The sequence below is a fragment of the Variovorax sp. S12S4 genome (genome assembly GCF_023195515.1).
Lineage (GTDB): Bacteria > Pseudomonadota > Gammaproteobacteria > Burkholderiales > Burkholderiaceae_C > Variovorax.
On the sequence record NZ_JALPKR020000002.1, the window covers coordinates 2,976,782 to 2,996,256 of the forward strand.

15 protein-coding genes and 1 pseudogene are annotated in these 19,475 nt (G+C 65.9%); 13 read left to right on the plus strand and 3 right to left on the minus strand.

Annotated features, from left to right (window positions below; translation table 11 throughout):
- Positions 1 to 85: 85 nt before the first annotated feature.
- The 7 genes from M0765_RS14660 to ygiD all read left to right on the plus strand — a co-directional run bounded on the left by M0765_RS14660 (position 86) and on the right by ygiD (position 8,044).
- Positions 86 to 1,066, plus strand: a complete 981-nt coding sequence (locus tag M0765_RS14660; RefSeq protein WP_126745470.1) for an ABC transporter permease — start codon at positions 86 to 88, stop codon at positions 1,064 to 1,066.
- Between the two features lies 1 nt (position 1,067).
- Positions 1,068 to 2,333 carry a M20 aminoacylase family protein gene (locus M0765_RS14665; RefSeq protein WP_258504321.1) on the plus strand — a complete coding sequence of 422 codons (1,266 nt, stop codon included), beginning with the start codon at positions 1,068 to 1,070 and terminating at the stop codon, positions 2,331 to 2,333.
- Positions 2,334 to 2,367: 34 nt separating this feature from the next.
- Complete coding sequence (locus tag M0765_RS14670; protein ID WP_258504322.1) at positions 2,368 to 3,951, plus strand: ABC transporter substrate-binding protein; 1,584 nt, start codon at positions 2,368 to 2,370, stop codon at positions 3,949 to 3,951.
- Between the two features lie 71 nt (positions 3,952 to 4,022).
- Positions 4,023 to 4,934 carry an ABC transporter permease gene (locus M0765_RS14675; RefSeq protein WP_258504323.1) on the plus strand — a complete coding sequence of 304 codons (912 nt, stop codon included), beginning with the start codon at positions 4,023 to 4,025 and terminating at the stop codon, positions 4,932 to 4,934.
- Positions 4,935 to 4,956: 22 nt separating this feature from the next.
- Positions 4,957 to 6,027 carry an ABC transporter ATP-binding protein gene (locus tag M0765_RS14680; protein ID WP_258504324.1) on the plus strand — a complete coding sequence of 357 codons (1,071 nt, stop codon included), beginning with the start codon at positions 4,957 to 4,959 and terminating at the stop codon, positions 6,025 to 6,027.
- Positions 6,024 to 7,052: an ABC transporter ATP-binding protein gene (locus M0765_RS14685; RefSeq protein WP_258504325.1), complete on the plus strand. Its 1,029-nt coding sequence runs from the start codon at positions 6,024 to 6,026 to the stop codon at positions 7,050 to 7,052. The genes M0765_RS14680 and M0765_RS14685 overlap by 4 nt, the downstream gene beginning before the upstream one ends.
- A gap of 56 nt (positions 7,053 to 7,108) precedes the next feature.
- The gene (ygiD, locus tag M0765_RS14690) at positions 7,109 to 8,044 is read left to right on the plus strand and encodes a 4,5-DOPA-extradiol-dioxygenase (RefSeq protein ID WP_258504326.1); all 936 of its coding nucleotides are present in this window, start codon (positions 7,109 to 7,111) and stop codon (positions 8,042 to 8,044) included.
- An 11-nt stretch (positions 8,045 to 8,055) separates the two neighbouring features.
- Here ygiD and zwf read toward each other — a convergent pair whose 3' ends face one another.
- A complete protein-coding gene (gene zwf, locus M0765_RS14695; protein ID WP_157612391.1) occupies positions 8,056 to 9,522 on the minus strand; it encodes a glucose-6-phosphate dehydrogenase in 1,467 nt (488 codons plus the stop codon).
- A 143-nt stretch (positions 9,523 to 9,665) separates the two neighbouring features.
- Here zwf and M0765_RS14700 point away from each other — a divergent pair, with 143 nt between their 5' ends.
- The 4 genes and pseudogenes from M0765_RS14700 (at position 9,666) to M0765_RS14715 (ending at position 14,662) form a co-directional block, all read left to right on the plus strand.
- Positions 9,666 to 10,679 carry an ABC transporter substrate-binding protein gene (locus M0765_RS14700; RefSeq protein ID WP_258504327.1) on the plus strand — a complete coding sequence of 338 codons (1,014 nt, stop codon included), beginning with the start codon at positions 9,666 to 9,668 and terminating at the stop codon, positions 10,677 to 10,679.
- A pseudogene (locus M0765_RS14705) lies at positions 10,680 to 12,940 on the plus strand (ABC transporter permease).
- A 15-nt stretch (positions 12,941 to 12,955) separates the two neighbouring features.
- Positions 12,956 to 14,008: an ABC transporter ATP-binding protein gene (locus M0765_RS14710; protein WP_258504328.1), complete on the plus strand. Its 1,053-nt coding sequence runs from the start codon at positions 12,956 to 12,958 to the stop codon at positions 14,006 to 14,008.
- A 12-nt stretch (positions 14,009 to 14,020) separates the two neighbouring features.
- Positions 14,021 to 14,662 (plus strand): HAD family hydrolase, encoded by a 642-nt coding sequence (locus tag M0765_RS14715; RefSeq protein ID WP_258504329.1) that lies wholly within the window; start codon positions 14,021 to 14,023, stop codon positions 14,660 to 14,662.
- On the opposite strand, the gene M0765_RS14720 is transcribed toward M0765_RS14715, so the two are convergent.
- Positions 14,649 to 15,326, minus strand: a complete 678-nt coding sequence (locus M0765_RS14720) for a lipocalin family protein (protein WP_258504331.1) — start codon at positions 15,324 to 15,326, stop codon at positions 14,649 to 14,651. The two genes, M0765_RS14715 and M0765_RS14720, sit on opposite strands and share 14 nt — an antisense overlap.
- Positions 15,327 to 15,567: 241 nt before the next feature.
- On the opposite strand from M0765_RS14720, the gene tal reads away from it, so the two are divergent.
- Both tal and pgi read left to right on the plus strand, forming a co-directional pair.
- Positions 15,568 to 16,527, plus strand: a complete 960-nt coding sequence (gene tal / locus M0765_RS14725) for a transaldolase (protein ID WP_258504332.1) — start codon at positions 15,568 to 15,570, stop codon at positions 16,525 to 16,527.
- Between the two features lie 2 nt (positions 16,528 to 16,529).
- The gene (gene pgi / locus M0765_RS14730; protein WP_258504333.1) at positions 16,530 to 18,086 is read left to right on the plus strand and encodes a glucose-6-phosphate isomerase; all 1,557 of its coding nucleotides are present in this window, start codon (positions 16,530 to 16,532) and stop codon (positions 18,084 to 18,086) included.
- 310 nt (positions 18,087 to 18,396) lie between these two features.
- Here the strand turns inward: pgi and M0765_RS14735 are convergent, their stop codons facing one another.
- Positions 18,397 to 19,458 (minus strand): 4-hydroxythreonine-4-phosphate dehydrogenase PdxA, encoded by a 1,062-nt coding sequence (locus M0765_RS14735; RefSeq protein WP_258504334.1) that lies wholly within the window; start codon positions 19,456 to 19,458, stop codon positions 18,397 to 18,399.
- Positions 19,459 to 19,475 lie beyond the last annotated feature (17 nt).

A 19,475-nucleotide genomic window follows, 5' to 3' on the forward strand; every position in this document is an offset into this window, starting at 1 on the left:
CGCACCATCGACGTGCACCCCGGGGGAATCACCGTGCGGGCACGCACCTTGCACTGCTAGCATGCCTGCTCACTCTGTTTGCTGAATGATTGCCTTCGTCTTGCGCCGCCTGATCCAGGCCGTGATCGTAATGATCGCGGTTGCGTTCATTGCCTTTCTTCTCTTTCAATACGTGGGCGACCCAGTCGTCTTTCTGCTGGGCCAGGATGCGAAGCCCGAGCAGATTCGCGAGCTGCGCGCCGCATTGGGGCTCGACCAACCCTTCTTCGTGCAGTTCTGGCACTTTCTCGTCAATGCCGCGCAGGGCGAGTTCGGCCTGAGCCTGCGCCAGGGTGCAAAAGTGTCGCGCCTCATCGGCGAGCGCTTTCCTGCCACGCTCGAGTTGGCGCTTGTTGCTGCCGTCCTGGCGTTGTTCATCGGCATTCCGATGGGCGTGTACACGGCGCTGCGCCGCGGCACTTTCCTGAGCCAGGTCTTCATGACCGTGTCGCTGCTCGGCGTGTCGCTGCCCACCTTCCTGATCGGGATCTTGCTGATCCTCGTCTTTGCCGTCACGCTGGGTTGGTTCCCGAGCTTTGGGCGCGGTGAAACCGTGCAGTTCGGCTGGTGGAGCACCGGCCTCCTGCGTGCCGACGGCTGGCATCACATCGTGCTGCCGGCCGTAACGCTCGCCATCTTCCAGCTCACGCTGATCATGCGGCTGGTCCGCGCCGAAATGCTCGAGGTCTTGCGCACCGACTACATCAAGTTCGCGCGGGCCCGCGGCCTGACGAACCGCGCCATTCACTTCGGCCATGCGCTCAAGAACACGCTGGTGCCGGTCATGACCATCACCGGCCTGCAGCTCGGCGGCCTGATTGCCTTTGCCATCATTACCGAGTCGGTGTTCCAGTGGCCCGGCATGGGGCTGCTGTTCATCCAGGCCGTGACTTTCGCCGACGTTCCGGTGATGGCGGCCTACCTGTGCCTTATTGCGCTGATCTTCGTGGTGATCAACCTGGTGGTCGACCTGCTGTATTTCGTGGTCGATCCGCGGCTGCGCGTTGGCAAGGCGGGAGGACATTGAGATGACGGCTGTCGCAGCACCGCGACTGCAGGCCTCCGGACGGGCGTTTGCGCACATCGCGAGCTTCTATCCGGAGATCACGGCCTTTCGCCGCGATCTGCATGCGCACCCTGAACTCGGCTTCGAAGAGGTCTACACGGCCGGCCGCGTGCGCGAAGCGCTGCGTGCCTGCGGCGTGGACGAGATCCACGAGGGCATCGGCAAGACCGGCGTGGTGGGCGTCATCCGCGGCAAGTCCACGGCCAGCAGGCGAATGATCGGCCTGCGCGCCGACATGGACGCGCTTCCCATGCGCGAAGACAACGACTTCGGCTGGCGCTCGGCCAACGACGGCCTGATGCACGGCTGCGGGCATGACGGGCACACGGCCATGCTGGTCGGCGCAGCGCGCTACCTGGCCGAAACCCGCAATTTCGACGGTACCGCGGTGCTGATCTTCCAGCCCGGCGAAGAAGGCTTTGCCGGCGCGCGCGTGATGATCGAAGACGGCCTGTTCGACCGCTTTCCGGTGCAGTCGGTCTACGCAATGCACAACTGGCCCGGCATGCCGGCCGGCACCGTGGGCATCAACCGCGGCGCCATGATGGCCGCGGCCGATCGCATCACCATCGAGATCAAGGGCAAGGGCGGGCATGGTGCCCATGCGTACCAGACCATCGATCCGGTGGTGGTTGCCGCGCACATCATCACGGCCGCGCAAACCATCGTCTCGCGCAACGTGCGTCCCATCGATGCGGCGGTCGTCAGCATCTGCGCCGTGCAGGCGGGCGACCTGGGCGCGATGAGCGTCATTCCTGGTGAAGCCACTCTCGTCGGCACTGTGCGCACCTTCAGCGCGCGTGTGCAGGCGCAGGTCGAGCAGCGGCTGACCGAGCTCTGCACGGCAGTGGCCGCGGGCTTTGGCGCCACCGCCACCATCAAGTACGAGCGCATCTATCCGGCCACCATCAACACCGCGCCCGAGGCGATGTTTGCCGCCGACGTGGCCGAGTCGCTGGTGGGGGCCTCCAATGTCGACCGCAGCATGGAGCCCAGCATGGGCGCCGAAGACTTCTCTTTCATGCTGCAGAAAAAAGCAGGCGCCTATTTGCGCATTGGCCAGGACGTGAAGAACGGCGCCTTCCTGCACAACAGCCGCTACGACTTCAACGACGAGATCCTGCCGCTCGGCGCCGCATTGCATGCGGGGTTGATCGAGCAGGGCATGCCGCTGGCTGCTACCCGCAGCGAGCAGCCCGTGAAAGACGCCGCTACCGCGACGCCTTGATGTATTTCCGATTCCAACCCGAGGAGTGTTCCCAATGAGTTTCAAGAAGAAAGTGGCCGCGGCCACCGTTCTGTGCGCCCTGGGCGCCATCAGCCTGGTCGCGAGCGCGCAGACCATCCGCATCGCCAACCAGGGCGACGCGCTGTCGCTCGACCCGCACTCGCTCAACGAGTCGCTGCAGTTGAGCGTGACCGCCAACGTCTATGAAACCCTGGTGGGGCGCAACAAGGACCTGAGCCTCGCGCCGCTCCTCGCTACCAGCTGGAAGCAGACCTCGCCGAACATCTGGCGCTTCGAACTGCGCAAGGGTGTGGTGTTCCACGACGGCACGCCGTTCACCGCCGATGACGTGGTGTTCAGCTTTGCGCGTGCGCAGGGCGACGGCTCCGACCTTCGCGCCACGCTGAGCGACATCAAGGCCGTGCGCAAGGTCGGCGATCTCGCTGTCGAGATCGAGACCAACGGCCCGTTTCCCATCTTGCCCGACGTGATCTCGCTCACCATGATCATGAGCAAGAAGTGGTGCGAGGAAAACCAGGCCACCAAGCCTGTCGACCGCCGCAAGGGCATCGAGAACACCGCCTCGTTCAAGGCCAACGGCACAGGCCCGTTCCGCGTGCGCGAGCGCCAGCCCAACGTGCGCACCGTGTTCTCGCGCAACGGCACCTACTGGGGCAAGATCGACGGCAACGCGCAAGAAATCGTCTTCACGCCCATCGCCAACCCCGCCACCCGCGTGGCTGCACTGGTCTCGGGCGAAGTCGACGTCATGGAGCCGGTGCCCGTGCAAGACATTGCGCGCATCAATGCGGCGCCCAACGCACGCGTCATTACCGGCCCTGAACTGCGCACCATCTTCCTGGGCATGGACCAGAAGCGCGATGAGCTGCTGTATTCCAACATCAAGGGCAAGAACCCGTTCAAGGACAAGCGCGTGCGACAGGCCGTCTACCAGGCCATCGACATTGCCGGCATCCAGCGCACCGTGATGCGCGGCGCTTCCCGCCCGACCGGCCTCCTGGTGGGCCCCGGCATCAACGGCTGGACCGCCGAGCAGGACAAACGCCTGCCCTTCGACGTCGAAGCCGCCAAGAAGCTCATGACCGAAGCCGGCTATCCGAACGGCTTTGAAGTGACGATGAACTGCCCGAACGACCGCTACGTGAACGACGGCCAGATCTGCCAGAGCGTGGCCGCCAACCTCGCGAAGATCAACGTCAAGATCAACCTGGCTGCCGAGACCAAGGGCACCTACTTCCCCAAGATCCTGCGCCGCGACACCAGCTTCTACATGCTGGGCTGGACCCCGACCACCTACGACTCGCACAACGCGCTGAGCTCGCTCACCGCCTGTCCGGACGACAAGGGCACGGGCCAGTTCAACCTGGGTGCGTACTGCAATCCCAAGCTCGACGAACTGACGAAGAAGATCCAGTCCGAAAGCGACAAGACCAAGCGCAACGAGCTGATCAAGGAAGCCTTCAAGATCCATGCGGACGATATCGGCACCCTGCCGCTGCACCAGCAGTCGCTGGCGTGGGGCGTGAGCAAGAAGGTCGAGCTGGTGCAGCTGGCCGACAACTTCATGTACTTCAAGTGGATGAGCATCAAGCCGTGATTCCACTGGCCGCCCACTGGGCGGCCTGACCATGGGCCCGCTTCTTGCGGGCCCATTCCTTTTGCTTCACGATGAAAAAAACTCTTGCCCGCTGGCTCGACAGCGACGTCGGCTACAGCTTTCGCACTTCGCCCGTGGCAATCGGTGCGGCACTCATCGCGCTGGCCTGCGTGTTCTGCGCGGTCTTTGCCGGATGGGTCTCCCCGCACAACCCTTTCGACCTTGCAACGCTCGAACTCGGCGATGCGCGCCTGCCGCCCGCGTGGAGCGCCGAAGGCTCTTCCAAATACCTGCTCGGCACCGATGACCAGGGCCGGGACATCCTTTCGGCCGTGATCTACGGCGCGCGCATTTCGCTGATCGTCGGCGTCGTGTCGGTGCTGCTGTCGATCACCGTCGGCGTCGTGTTCGGCCTGCTCGCGGGCTTTCTCGGCGGCTGGCTCGATTCCTTCCTGATGCGCGTGTGCGACGTGATGCTGTCGTTTCCGCCCATCTTGGTGGCGCTGCTCATTGCAGGCGTAGGCCGTGCGCTGTTTCCGGGCGCCCATGAGTCGCTGGCTTTTGGCGTGCTCATCATTTCCATCTCTTTAACCGGCTGGGTGCAATACGCGCGCACGGTGCGCGGCTCCACGCTGGTGGAGCGCAACAAGGAATACGTGCAAGCCGCCCGCGTGACCGGCGTGGCGCCGCTGCGCATCATGCTGCGCCACGTGCTGCCCAACGTGATGGGACCGGTGATGGTGCTGGCCACCATTCAGGTGGCCACGGCCATCATCACCGAGGCGACGCTTTCGTTTCTTGGCGTGGGCGTGCCGCCGACATCTCCTTCACTGGGAACGCTGATCAGCATCGGCAACCAGTACCTGTTCTCGGGCGAGTGGTGGATCACCGTGTTCCCCGGCCTGATGCTGGTGCTGATTGCGCTCAGCGTGAACCTGCTCGGCGACTGGCTGCGGGACGCGCTCAACCCGCGCCTGCGCTGAAACCAAAAAGGACAACGCCATCATGACGCTGCTCCAGGTCAAAAACCTCGTCGTCGAGTTTCCGCATCGCCGCGGTACGCTGCGTGCGCTCGACGGCATTTCTTTCGATATTGCGCCCGGTGAAATCCTGGGCGTGGTGGGTGAGTCGGGTGCCGGCAAGTCGCTCACGGGCGCTGCCATCATCGGGCTGATCGAGCCGCCGGGCCGCGTGGCCAGCGGTGAAATCGTGCTCGAAGGCCAGCGCATCGACAACCTGGGTTTCGATGCGATGCGCCCCATTCGCGGCCGCAAGATCGGTGCGATCTTCCAGGACCCGCTCACATCGCTCAATCCGCTCTACACCGTGGGCCGGCAATTGGTGGAAACCATCCGCGCCCATCTGCCGGTGACCGAAGCCGAAGCGCGGCGCCGCGCCATCGGTCTGCTGCAGGACACCGGCATTCCGGCCGCCGAGCAGCGCATCGACCACTTTCCGCATCAGTTCTCGGGCGGCATGCGCCAGCGCGTGGTGATTGCACTGGCGCTTGCGGCCGAGCCCAAGCTCATCGTGGCCGACGAGCCGACCACCGCGCTCGACGTGTCGATCCAGGCGCAGATCATCCAGTTGCTCAAGCGCGTCTGCAAGGAGCGCGGCGCCGCCGTGATGCTGATCACGCACGACATGGGCGTGATTGCCGAAACCTGCGACCGCGTGGCCGTGATGTACGCGGGCCGCGTCGCCGAGATCGGCCCGGTGCACGAAGTGATCCACCAGCCGGCGCATCCCTACACCTCCGGCCTGATGGCCTCGATTCCCGACATGGCCAGCGACCGCGAGCGGTTGAACCAGATCGACGGCGCCATGCCCCGGCTCAATGCCATTCCGAAGGGCTGCGCCTACAACCCGCGCTGCCCGCGCACATTTGCACGCTGCCTGACCGAGCGGCCCGAACTCATGCACGCGGGCGCCACGCGCGCCGCATGCTGGCTGCACGATGCCGCCGATCCACACAAGGGCCAGGCCGAACTTGCGGCCCGGCACCACGATGCGCAGCTTGCCGGCGAACGCGCCGTCCCCGATGCGGCCTCGCCGATCGAAGAGGTCACCCGATGAGCGCAGTACTCGAACCCCGCAGCACGCAAGGCGGCGAGCCGCTGGTCGTCGCCCATGACCTGGCCCGCACTTTCGACGTGTCGCCGCCCTGGCTCAACCGCGTGCTCGAACGCAAGCCGCGCGTGCTGCTGCATGCGGTCGACGGCGTGAGCTTTTCCATCGAGCGCGGCAAGACGCTGGCGCTGGTCGGCGAATCGGGCTGCGGCAAGAGCACCGTCGCCCGCCTGCTGGTCGGCTTGTATGCACCGACCCGCGGCGGCTTGCAGTTCGACGGCCAGGATGCGCACGCCGCGTTCAAGACGCCCGAAGGCCGCAAGCTGCGCCGCCGCATCCAGATGATCTTCCAGGACCCGTACGCGAGCCTGAACCCGCGCTGGATCGTCGAAGACATCATCGGCGAGCCGCTGCGCGAGCACGGCATCCTGAGCGGCAAGGCCGAGCTGCGCGAACGCGTGGGCGAACTGCTCAAGTCCGTCGGCCTCTCGCCGCTGGACATGAGCAAGTACCCGCACCAGTTCTCCGGCGGCCAGCGCCAACGCATCTCGATTGCGCGCGCACTCGCCACGCAGCCCGAGTTCCTGGTGTGCGATGAGCCCACCTCGGCGCTCGACGTGAGCGTGCAGGCGCAGGTGCTCAACATCATGAAGGACCTGCAGCGCCAGCAGGGGCTCACCTATCTCTTCATCTCGCACAACCTCGCGGTGGTGCGGCATGTGGCCGACCAGGTCGGGGTGATGTACCTGGGCCGGCTGGTCGAGGTGGCCGACAAGCAGAAGCTCTTCGCCGAGCCGCAGCATCCGTACACGCGCATGCTGCTCGATGCGATTCCGCAGATGAAGCACACCGGCCGTGCACGCACGCCGGTCAGGGGCGAAGTGCCGAACCCGCTCAATCCGCCTGCGGGCTGTGCGTTTCATCCGCGCTGCCCGCATGCGAATGAGCGCTGCTCGGCCGAGCGGCCGAAGCTCTTGAGCATCAAGGGCGTGCAGGTGGCTTGCCATGCGGCGGAAGAGGGTCGCATCTAGGCAAGGGTGTGCGTAAACGCACTGACCTGTCCGGCAATCCGGCGCAGAGTGCGGCCATGACAATGATGAAGAAGTACCCGAGCGAAGACAGCCGCCCAGCGATGCAAACGGAGCTCGGCCGCCGCGGTTTTCTCATGAGCTCCGCGCTCGGTGCGACAGCGACGCTCGCATCCCTTTGTTCGCTGTCACATGCCGCAGCAGGTGCGCCCGGGCGCCGCCTGCCGGTCATCTTCATCGGCCACGGTTCGCCCATGAACGCGCTGGCGGACAACGCCTTTACGCGCCGCCTGGCCGCCTGGGGCAAGGAGCTCCCGCGGCCTTCGGCCATTCTGAGCGTTTCGGCCCACTGGCTGAGCCGCGGCGCTACCGGTGTCGGAATGCAGGAGCGACCGAAGACGATTCACGACTTCGGCGGCTTTCCACAGGCGCTTTTCGACATCGAATATCCGGCGCCGGGCCATCCCGCGCTGGCACGTGAAGCCATCGGCGCAGTCAAGCAGACTTCGATGGTGGGCACCCAGCAATGGGGCCTCGACCATGGAACGTGGACGGTGCTGAAGCACCTGTACCCCAAGGCCGACATTCCCGTTTTTCAGCTCAGCATCGACTACGACAAGCCCGCGGCGTTTCACTACGCCATCGGCCGCGACCTTGCGGCGCTGCGCGACAAGGGCGTGCTGGTGATGGGAAGCGGCAACGTGGTGCACAACCTGCGGGCCACCGATCGCGGTACGCCCGACGGGCTCGCGGCCAGCCGGCCGTGGGCGCAGGGGTTCGACGATGCGGTGAAGGCCGCGCTGGCCGGCCGGGACGACCGAGCGCTCGTCGCCTACGAGAAGCTGGAGGGCGCCGCGACCGCTGTCGCAACGCCGGACCACTACTTTCCTTTTCTCTACGCCCTCGGCGCCGCCGGCTCTAGCGAGCGCGCGAAGACGATCTACGAAGGGTTCCAGTCAGGCACGCTGAGCATGCGCTGCATCCAGTTCGGCTGAGGCTGCGGGGTCTACTGTTCCTCGCCCCACGAGAAGCCGTCGCGCGCAATCATCGCGCTCGAGGCGCTCGGGCCCCAGGTGCCGGCCGCGTACGGGCGAGGTCCGCCGTCCGATGCCCAGCTGTCGATCAGCGGCTCGACCCAGCGCCATGCTTCTTCCTGCTCGTCGCTGCGCACGAACAGGTTCAGGCGCCCGTCGATCACGTCGAGCAGCAGCCGTTCGTAGGCACCCACGCGCTCGGCGCCAAAGCGCTTGTCGAAGTCCAGGTCGAGCTGCACCGGCGCCAGCTGCGCGGCGCTCTGGTGGCCGTTGCTGCGGCGGTTGTCCTGTGCCTGCGCAAGCATGTGCAGCTCCAGGCCGTCCTTCGGCTGCAGGTTGATCACCAGCTTGTTGACCGCGCCCGAAGGCGCGCGGTAGATCGCGTGCGGCGTCGGCCTGAAGTTGACCTCGATGCGCGCATCGCGCGAGGCCAGCCGCTTGCCGGTGCGAATGTAGAGCGGCACGCCGGCCCAGCGCCAGTTGGCAATTTCGGTGCGCAGCGCCACGAACGTCTCGGTGCGGCTGTCGGGGTCCACGCCGGGTTCTTCCCGGTAGCCCGGCACGCGTTCGCCGTAGGCCGTGCCGGCGGTGTACTGGCCCCGAATGGCATGCAGGCCCAGCGTTTCGGGCGTCCAGGGCTTGAGCGCGCGCAGCACCTTGAGCTTTTCATCGCGGATGGCATCGGCATGCGAGTTGATGGGCGGCTCCATGCCAATCGCGCAGACCAGCTGCAGCGCGTGGTTCTGCACCATGTCGCGCAAGGCGCCGGTCTGGTCGTAGAAGGCGCCGCGCTTCTCGACGCCCAGGTCTTCGGCAATGGTGATCTGGATGTTGGCGATATGCTCGCGGCGCCAGATCGGCTCGAACAGCGCATTGCCGAAACGCATGGCGAACAGGTTCTGCACCGAGGGCTTGCCCAGGTAGTGGTCGATGCGGAAAACCTGCTTTTCCTCGAGCACCTTGCACACCGCGGCGTTGATCGCGCGGTTCGATGCCAGGTCGTGGCCCAGCGGCTTCTCGAGCACCATGCGGGTGGTCGGCCCGTTCAGGCCAGCCGCGGCGATCTGCTCCACCACCTGGGTAAAGAGCGCCGGCGCCGTGGCCACATACATCACCACGGTGTCGGCATTGCGCTGCTTCAGCAGCTCGGCAAGCCGCGTGTAGTCGGCCGGCTTCGACAAGTCCATGCGCAGGTAGTGCAGCAGCGAGGCGAACTTCTCGAATTCTTCGGCCGAAGGGCGCTTGGCGCCTTCGACGGCATTGAAGCGCGACTGGATCAGCTCGCGGTACTGGTCGTCCGAGAGGTCGTCCCGCGCTACGCCGACGATGCGTCCGTCTTTCGGCAGGCTGCCGTGCCTGAAGGCCTGGAACAGCGCCGGCATCAGCTTGCGCCATGCAAGATCGCCAGTACCGCCGAACAGAACGAGATCGAAGCTCATGTGTCGAATTTCCTTTTGTCTTGGTGCCGAGTGGGCTCCCGTTTCAACCGAATGGTACTTGTACCAATTCATGAAACCTGTACGAAAGCTACGCTCAACCCCGGCCGGGAGGCCTATTTTTGTTTTCGAGGCGGGGTTTTCACATGAAGAAGCTTTTTACTGCAGCGGCCTTGGTGGGTTTGTCGGCCGCCGCGTCGGCGCAGGGCACGGTCAACGTGATCTGCTCGGTCCAGGCCGAATGGTGCAACGTGATTGCCACCGTGTATGCACGCACCACCGGTACCCGCATCAACATGTCGCTCAAGGGCTCGGGCGAGGCGCTGGCCCAGCTCATCGCCGAGAAGGACAACCCCAAGACCGACGTATGGTTCGGCGGCACCGGTGACCCGCACCTGCAGGCGGCCGAACAGGGCCTCACGCTCGAATACAAGTCGCCCACGCTGGCGCAGCTTCACCCCTGGGCACAGCAGCAGGCCAAACAGTCGGGCTACAAGACGGTCGGCATCTATTCGGGCCCGCTGGGCTTCGGCTACAACCCCGAGCTGCTGGCCAAGAAGAAGCTGCCTGTGCCCAAGACCTGGGCCGACCTGCTCAAGCCCGAGTACAAGGGCGACATCCAGGTGGCCAACCCGGCCTCGAGCGGCACGGCCTACACCATGATCGCCACGCTGGTGCAGCTCATGGGCGAAGACAAGGCCTTCGATTACCTCAAGGCGCTGCACAAGAACGTGGGCCAGTACACCCGTTCCGGCACCGGCCCCATCAAGGCCGTGGCCCGCGGCGAAACGGCGGTGTCGATCAGCTTCGTGCATGACGGCCCTGGCGAGAAGATGCAGGGCTTCCCGGTCGAGACCATCACGCCCAGCGACGGCACGGGCGCCGAAATCGGCTCCATGAGCATCATCAAGGGCGCGCGCAATCTCGAGGCCGCGAAGAAATTCTACGAATGGGCGCTGACGCCCGGTGCGCAAGAGCTCGGCGCCGCCAACAAGCAGTTCCAGCTGCCGAGCAACAGCACTGCCAAGCTCGATCCGCGCATTCCGGACTTCAAGAAGATCAAGTTCATCAACTACGACTACGCGAAGTACGGCGCCAGCGCCGAGCGCCGGCGCCTGATTGCGCGCTGGGAAAAAGACGTCAATTCGCTGCCGCGCTAAGTGGGCACCGTCGCCGCCGGCGCCGCGCCGGTCAATCCGGCCGCCGTGGCTTCGGCCCGGCGGTCGCAGCGCTGGATCTGGGCCTGGGTGGCACTGGGCCTTGCGGCTTACCTCGTTCTGCCCTGGTATGCGATTCAGGACTCGACCTGGTACGAGGCCGTTCCGCAGGTGTTCGGCCAGGCCGAGGGTGCCAACGGCCTGATGCAGGCCGTCACGCAAAGCCGCAGCTGGCTTTTCATCGGGATCTTCGGCTTGGCGATGTGCGCCATCGGTGCCTGGCTGCCGGCCGGCCGGGCGCAGGGGCGCTGGCTGCTGGCGGGCGGCGCCATCGGCGCCCTGGGCCTTGCCATTGCAGGCTTCACCATCGGTGCGCGCGGCTGGAGCATTGCGGCGCTCAATACTCAGTTCGGCGAACTGGCAGTCAATCAGTTCGGCATTGGCGCGGGCGGCTTCGTGGCGCTCACCGCGCTCACATTGCTGGCCGCTTTCGGCATTGCACGGCTCGGGTTGTTCAAGGGCGACCTTTTCGTGGCCGCAGCGGTCATCGGCTGCGGCGTGCTGATGGCGCTGTTCATTGCCTATCCGGTCAGCAAGGCGCTGGCTGGCGCCTTCTTCAATGAAGACGGGCGGTGGTCGATCACGGCCTTTGCCGCGCGCGTGTTCACCGAGCGTATTTGGGGCCTGGGCTGCATTGCGGGCGGCGTGCGCTGCGGCGTCGCCTGGAACACGCTGGTGCTGGCTTTGCTCACTGCCGCCGGCACAACCTTTTAGGCACATTGATGGCGCTGATGGCCGAGCGCGGCAGCAAGCGCGGTCAGGGTGCGCTGCGGGTGCTCGCGCTGCTGCCGATCATCACGCCGCCTTTCGTGGTGGGCCTCGGGCTCGTCCTGTTGTTCGGCCGCGCGGGCATCGTCAACCAGCTGCTCGAAAACGTCTTCGGCATCGAACCGACACGCTGGTTCTACGGCATGCCGGGCGTGCTTGTGGCGCAGCTCTTCGCCTTCACGCCCATCGCCTTCATGATCATGCGCGGTGTGGTGCAAGGCATTGCGCCCAGCCTCGAAGAAGCCGCGCAGATGCTGCGCGCCGACCGGCGCCGCACTTTCTTCACCATCACGCTGCCGCTGTTGAAGCCCGGGTTGGCCAACGCCTTCCTGGTCGGCTTCATCGAGAGCATTGCGGACTTCGGCAACCCGGTCGTCGTGGGCGGGCAGTTCTCGGTGCTGTCGACCGACATCTTCTTTGCCATTGTCGGCGCGCAGTACGACCAGGGCCGCGCGGCCTCGCTCGCCTGGGTGCTCACGCTCTTCGCATTGGGCGTGTTCGCGCTGCAGCGCGGCCTGCTCGGCAAGCAGAACTACACCACCGTGAGCGGCAAAGGCGATGCGGGCATTGCCATGGCGTTGCCCGACGGCGTTCGTCGCACCATCTACTGCATCGCGCTGCCGTGGATCGCGTTTACGGCCGTGGTCTACCTGTTCGCCTTTGCGGGCGGCTTCGTGCAGACCTGGGGCCGTGACTACAGCTTCACGCTCAATCACTTCAGGAGTGCGTTCGCGCTCGAATGGGGCCAATTTGGCTTGGTCTGGGCCGGCACGGCATGGAACTCGCTGATCACCACGCTCAAGCTCGCGGGCATCTCGGCACCCATTACTGCGGCACTGGGTTTGCTGATTGCGTGGCTGCTCGCGCGCAACGAGTTCAAGGGGCAGGGCGTGTTCGAGTTCGGCGCGCTGCTGGCCTTTGCCATTCCGGGCACGGTGCTCGGCGTGAGCTACATCCTGGCCTTCAACGTGCCGCCGTTCGAGCTCACGGGCACGGGGCTCATCATTGTGCTGTGCTTCATGTTCCGGAACCTGCCGGTTGGGGTGCGAGCGGGAACGGCGGCCTTCAAGCAGCTGGACCGCTCGCTCGACGAGGCTTCGCTGATGTTGCGCGCCTCCACTTCGCAGACGCTCTTCAAGGTGGTGCTGCCGCTACTCAAGCCAGCGCTCGTAGCCGCGCTGGTCTACAGCTTCGTGCGCGCCATGACGACCGTGAGCGCGGTGATCTTCCTGGTCACGGCCGAGAACGAGCTTGCCACCACCTACATCATCGGCCGCGTGGGCAACGGCGACTACGGCATTGCGCTGGCCTACTGCACGGTGCTCATGGTGCTGATGTCTCTGGCCATTGCACTGGTGCAGTGGGTGGTTGGAGAGCGCAAGCTGGGGCGCCGCAAGGCAGGCGTGCCGATAGTGGCCGCCCCTGTGGTGCATTGACGGGGAGAAGAACACGTGAGCAACGGCATCGAATTTCGCAACGTCACCAAGCGCTACGGCACTGACAAAGACGGCCCGCTCGCGGTCAAGGGCATCAGCTTCGAGGTGCCGGTCGGCACGCTCACCACCATCCTCGGCCCTTCCGGCTGCGGCAAGACGACCACGCTGCGCATGATCGCGGGGCTCGAATCGCCGACTTCGGGCTCGATCCTGATGGGCGGGCGCGACGTCACCACGCTCGGCCCGGCCGAGCGCAACGTGAGCATGATGTTCCAGAGCTACGCGCTGTTCCCGCACATGAACGTGATCGAGAACGTGGGCTACGGCCTGCGCATGAGCGGCGTGAAGAAGGAAGAGGCCACCTCGCGGGCACGCGATGCGCTCAAGGGCGTGGGGCTGGTCGGCTTCGACGAGCGCCTGCCCAGCGAACTCTCGGGCGGCCAGCAGCAGCGCGTGGCCCTGGCACGCGCCCTGGTGCTGGAGCCCGCGGTGCTGCTGTTCGACGAACCGCTGTCCAACCTCGACGCCCGCCTGCGGCGCGAAATGCGCGAGGAAATCCGCGCACTGCAGCAGCGCCTCAAGCTCACGGTGGCCTATGTGACGCACGACCAGAGCGAGGCGCTGGCCGTGAGCGACCAGATCATCGTGATGGACCACGGCCTCATCGCCCAGCGCGGCACGCCCGAGCAGCTCTATGGCCGGCCCGAGAGCGAATTTGTCGCGGGCTTCATGGGCGAGGCGATGGTTTTTCCGGCCATGGCGCAAGCCGACGGCAGCGTCACCTTCGGCCCGCTGCGCCTGCAGCCGCGCCATGCGGTGGCGCCCGGCGCCGTGAAGGTCGCGGTGCGCCCCGAGGCCTGGAACATCGGCGGCGCCGAGGCGGGCCAGGGGCTGCCTGCCACATTACGAAAGGCGGCCTACCTGGGCAGCTTCTACGAATACGGCTTCGACACCCCGATCGGCCCCGTCTTCGTGGTGTCGACCGATCTTTCACGCCCCCTGGCCGCGGGCGCGCAGGCCACGCTGTCGCTGGCGGCGCACGGCGTCAGCGTGGTGCCCGGCGCATGAAACAATGGCGCCATGAACGTGGTTTTCGATCTTGGCGCCGTGCTGCTGGCATGGGAGCCCACACGGCTGGTGCAGACTCATCTTCCCGAACACGCCTCCACTGAGCTTGCCGCCGCGGCGCTCGGGCGGGCGCTGTTCCACCATGACGACTGGCTGTGCTTCGACTGCGGCACGCGCTCGCTCGAAGATGCCATTGCGCGCATGGCCCAGCGACTATCGCTTCCCGCCGCACGGCTCGACGAGATGCTCGGCACGCTGGGCGAACGCCTGGAGCCGATCCCGGTCACGGTCGAGCTGCTCGAAGGGCTGTTTGCGCGCCGGGATGCCGGCGAGGCGCTGCGCCTTTACTACCTCTCGAACATGCCAGCGCCTTATGCGCGCGCCATCGAGCGCCGCCACGGCTTCATCCGGCGGTTCGACGGCGGGGTCTTCTCCGGCGACGTGAAGTTCATCAAGCCGAATCGCGAAATCTACGAGCTGCTGGCGGTGCGCCATGCGCTCGATCCGCAGCAAACGGTTTTCATCGACGATTCAGCGGCCAACGTGGAAGCGGCGCGCGCCTTCGGATGGCACGCCATTCACTGCACCCACCCCGCCGCGCTGGCGACGCAGCTCGGGCGCTATCTGCCGTCCGTCTCGACTACCGGGCGGTAAGCACCACCTTGGCGGTGTCGAAGCCCAGGCTGGCGGCGTAGTCCAGCTCGGCCTGCAACGCGTCCTCTTCCAGCCGGGGAGCGCGCGAAAGCACCCAGAGGTACTGGCGATCGGGTGTGCCGACCAGCGCCACCTGGTAGTCGCGGTCCAGCTTCAGGATCCAGTAGTCGCCCCACACCATCGGCAGCCAGCTCAGCCAGGAAGGCGCAAAGCGCACTTCGAGCCGGCCCGCGCCGGGCTGGCCCGCCACCGGCACCACGCGCGCCGTGCCCACCGCCTCGTCGAAATTGCCGTCGGGCCGTACGCAGCGGTTGATGACCTGCAGCGTGCCGTCGGGCTGAGGCGTGTACTCGGCGGTCACAGGGCCCGCGCACTGTTTCTGGAAGCGGTTCGGCAGGCGGGCCTGTTCGTGCCAGACGCCGGCATAGCGCTGGATATCGACCGGCGCCACCACCTGCAGCGGCGCGCGCATGAGCGGCGCGCCGTCGGCGGGGCCGGGCAGTTGCGCCCGCGCGGTGCGGCCGGCGCCAAGGGCGAGCCAGGTAGCGACGCCGCCCACCACGAAGGCGGTGGCCAGGGTGCCGATGGACGAACTGGTGCGGCGGTCGTCGAAAGGAGCGCGGTTCGCTGCTGCGGAAGCTGCGGAGCGATGGCGGAAGGACATGGGGGGCACTCCTGTAGTGGGAAAGCATCAAGGCGGGAAGCCGCAGGCTAGTCCCTGAACGCACCCGCTGCCGTCAGCGGCGGACCACAGCCCATGTAGGGCAGGGCAGCCGGCGTACAACCCTGTCGGCCGAAGGCCGATGCAGCGCGGTGAAAAGCCGTGCTACGGTGCGCATGAAAACATCGGCCCCAGCGCAATAGCGTGCAGGACTTGTCATCACCCGCACAGGATAATCTTCGACATGAATCAACTCGATGCTCTCCGTCAATGGACCACCGTGGTCGCCGACACCGGCGACTTCAAGCAACTCAGCATTTCCAAGCCGCAGGACGCGACCACCAATCCGTCGCTCATCCTCAAGGCGGTGCAAAAGCCCGAGTACCGGCCGCTGCTCGATGAAGCCGTCAAGAGCCATGCGGGCAAGCCGCTCGACGAAGTCATCGACCGACTGCTGGTGCGCTTCGGCGCCGAGATTCTCTCGATCATTCCCGGACGCGTATCGACCGAAGTCGACGCCCGCCTTTCGTTCGACACCGCCGCCACCATTGCACGCGGCGAGCGCATCGTGGCGCTCTACAAGGCCGAAGGCATCGACACCGAGAAGCGCCTGCTGATCAAGGTGGCCTCCACGTGGGAGGGCATCCAGGCGGCGCGCGCGCTCGAGCAGAAGGGCATTCGCACCAACCTCACGCTGCTGTTCTCGTTTGCGCAGGCGGTGGCCTGCGCCGAGGCCGGCGTGCAGCTCATTTCGCCCTTTGTGGGCCGCATCTACGACTGGTACAAGAAGTCGGCCGGCGCCAAGTGGGACGAGGCGGCGAGCGCGGGCGCCAACGATCCGGGCGTCAAGTCGGTGCGCGAGATCTACAACTACTACAAGCAGCACGGCATCAAGACAGAGGTGATGGGCGCAAGCTTCCGCAACGTGGGGCAGATCCAGGCCCTGGCCGGCTGCGACCTGCTGACCATCAGCCCTGAGCTGCTGGCCGAGTTGGCCGCCAGCAACGAGCCGCTCGAGCACGCGCTCGACGCCAAGAAGGCTGCCGCAACGGCCAGCGTGGAGAAGCTGAGCTACGACGAGCCGAGCTTCCGCTTTGCGCTGAACGAAGACGCCATGGCCACCGAGAAGCTCGCCGAGGGCATCCGCGCCTTTGCAGCCGACGCCGTGAAGCTGGAAAAACTCATGCAGGAAAGCGGCAAGTAAACATGGCCATGACCCTTCGCTGCGACCGCGCGCCCGCTTGGGCGCAGCTGCAAAGCTACTTCGAGACCGCGGGCCGCCAGTTCGACGTGCGCCACGCCTTCGTCGACGATGCCGGGCGCTTCGAGCGCTTCAGCCAGGAAGCACCTTACGTCTTTGCCGACCTGTCGAAGAACCTGATCGATGCGCGCACCGAGGAAATGCTGCTTTCGCTGGCCCGCGAATGCGGCCTTGAGGCGCATCGCGATGCGATGTTTGCCGGCGAGCACATCAACAACACCGAAGACCGCGCGGTGCTGCACACGCTGCTGCGCGCGCCAGCCAATGCCGCGGCGGGCAACACCGCGGCCGAGCTGCGCGAAGTGCACGCGACGCTCGACGCGATGCTGGCCTATGCCGAGAAGGTGCGCAGCGATCACACCATTACCGACGTGGTCAACATCGGCATCGGCGGCTCCGACCTCGGCCCGCAGATGGCGGTGCTGGCGCTCGCCGAATTCGCCGCTCCGGGCAAGCGCTTTCATTTCGTTTCGAACGTCGACGGCCACGAGCTCGACGGCGTGCTGCGCGACCTGGCCCCCGAACACACGCTGTTCCTGATTGCGTCCAAGACCTTCACCACGACCGAGACGATGACCAACGCGCTCTCGGCCAAGCGCTGGTACGAGCAGTCGGGCGGTACGGACATCGCCGGCCACTTTGCCGCGCTCACCACCAACGTGGAGGCCGCGAAGCAATTCGGCATCGACATCACCTTCGGCTTCTGGGACTGGGTCGGCGGCCGCTATTCGCTGTGGTCGGCCATCGGGCTGCCGATTGCATTGGCCATCGGCGCCGACGGATTCCGCCGGCTGCTGGCAGGCGCGCATGCGATGGACGAGCACTTCCGCACCGCGCCGCTCGAAAAGAACCTGCCGGTGCGCCTGGGCCTGCTCGACGTCTGGTACCGCAACTTCCACAAGTTCACGAGCCGCGGCATCGCGCCGTATCACAGCGCCCTGAAGCGCTTGCCGGCCTACCTGCAGCAGCTCGAGATGGAAAGCAACGGAAAGCAGGTCGATGCAAGCGGCGAGCCGCTGCCGAATGGCTTGGGCACTTCGCCCGTGCTCTGGGGCGAGCCCGGCACCAATGGCCAGCATGCCTACTTCCAGATGCTGCACCAGGGCACGGATGTGATTCCACTCGAATTCGTGGCGGTGCGCGACGCAGCGCACACGCTCGAAGGCCACCACGCCAAGTTGCTGGCCAATGCGCTCGCGCAGGCGCAGGCATTGATGGTCGGAAAGCTCGACGCCGGTGGCCACAAGAACTTTCCAGGCAACCGGCCGAGCACCTTCTTCGTGTTCGAGAAGCTCACGCCCGAATCGCTGGGTGCGTTCCTTGCGCTGTACGAACACCGCGTGTTCACCAGCGGTGCGCTGTGGGGCATCAACAGCTTCGACCAGTGGGGTGTGGAGCTCGGCAAGGTGCTTGCGAAGGACATCGAGCCGCGTCTTGCCTCGGGCGACATCATGGGGCTTGATGCCTCGACGGCTGGATTGTTGAAGCGGCTCGGGTCCTGAGCTTCTTTGGTCTTTCGAAGGCTGGGTAGGGTACGTTCAGGGCGGCGCACCCGCCGACGGGGTACCTTACTCCGCGAATGTCCCCCGGCCTGCGGCCTCCTCCTTTATTTCGCTGCGCAAGGCACCCCATCGACGGGAGCGTTGTTCAGAGCGGTGGTTGATCGCACGGAACAAGCGCAGCGCTCGGTGTGCACAGGGCATCGGGTGCTCCGCGCAGCGAAATAAAGGAGGAGGGGCGCAGCCCCGGGGACATTCGCGGAGGGGAGTACCCGGTGGCCTGTGCACGCGCCCTGAACAGCGGCGCCATCCCTCAAGCAGTAGCCGCTTCTGCAACCGTCCGCACAGGCGAACCACTCGCCATCCGCACGCACAAGTCGAAGGCCTGCTGCAGCCCTTCGATCTGCGCAACACCCTTGCCTGCGATGTCAAAAGCGCTGCCGCTGGCCGAGGTGGCCACCGGCACCGGCAGGCCGCCGTGCAGCGTCACACCCTGCTCGAAGCCCATCAGCTTCATCGCGATCTGGCCCTGGTCGTGATACATCGACACCACCGCATCCACATCGCCACGGCGTGCGCCGATGAACACCGTGTCAGGAGAGAACGGACCGCGGGCGTCGAAGCCCTCGGCGCGCAGTTGTTCGATGGCCGGCGCGATGATCTCGATTTCTTCCATGCCGATGGAGCCGCCGTCTCCCGCATGCGGGTTGAGCCCCGTCACCGCAATGCGAGGTTGTGCCACACCTGCGCGGCGCAGGGCCGATGCAATGATCTTCACCGCATCGCTCACGCCCTCCATCGTGATGTGGGCCGCTACGTCCTTCAGCGGAATGTGCGACGTTACGCGCGAGGTCCATAGCGAGCCCGTCAGGTTGAACTCGCAGACGAAGCCCTTCACGGCAAAGCGTTCCTGCATGTAGCGCAGCTCATCTTCATGCACCAGGCCACCCAGACGAAGCGAATGCTTGTTGAGCGGCGCAAAGAGAATGCCGTCGGCCTGCCCGCGCCGCACCGCCGCGGTGGCGAGCTCCAGTGCTTCGAAGGATGCGCGGCCTGAAGCCTCGTTCGATTCGCCGAGCGCCGGCTCCCGCCCCTCCATCCAGTCGCGCAGCAGCAGCGTGGGGCGGCCGTCCTCGAAGCGAAGGTTCTCCAACCGGTCGACCTGCAGCGGGTCGAGCTTCACGCCCGCCACGCGCTCGCCCGCGGCCAGCACCACGGGGTCGGCGATCAGCAGCACGCGCGCGGCCTCCAGGTTGCGCTGGCGCGCGAGCAGCTTCACGGCCATCTCGGGGCCGATGCCGCTCGGGTCGCCGAGCAGCACGGCGATGCGGGGCTTCGCGGAAATGACGGTCGGGGTCTTCGATGGGGTGGGCATGGAATCAGGAATGAAAT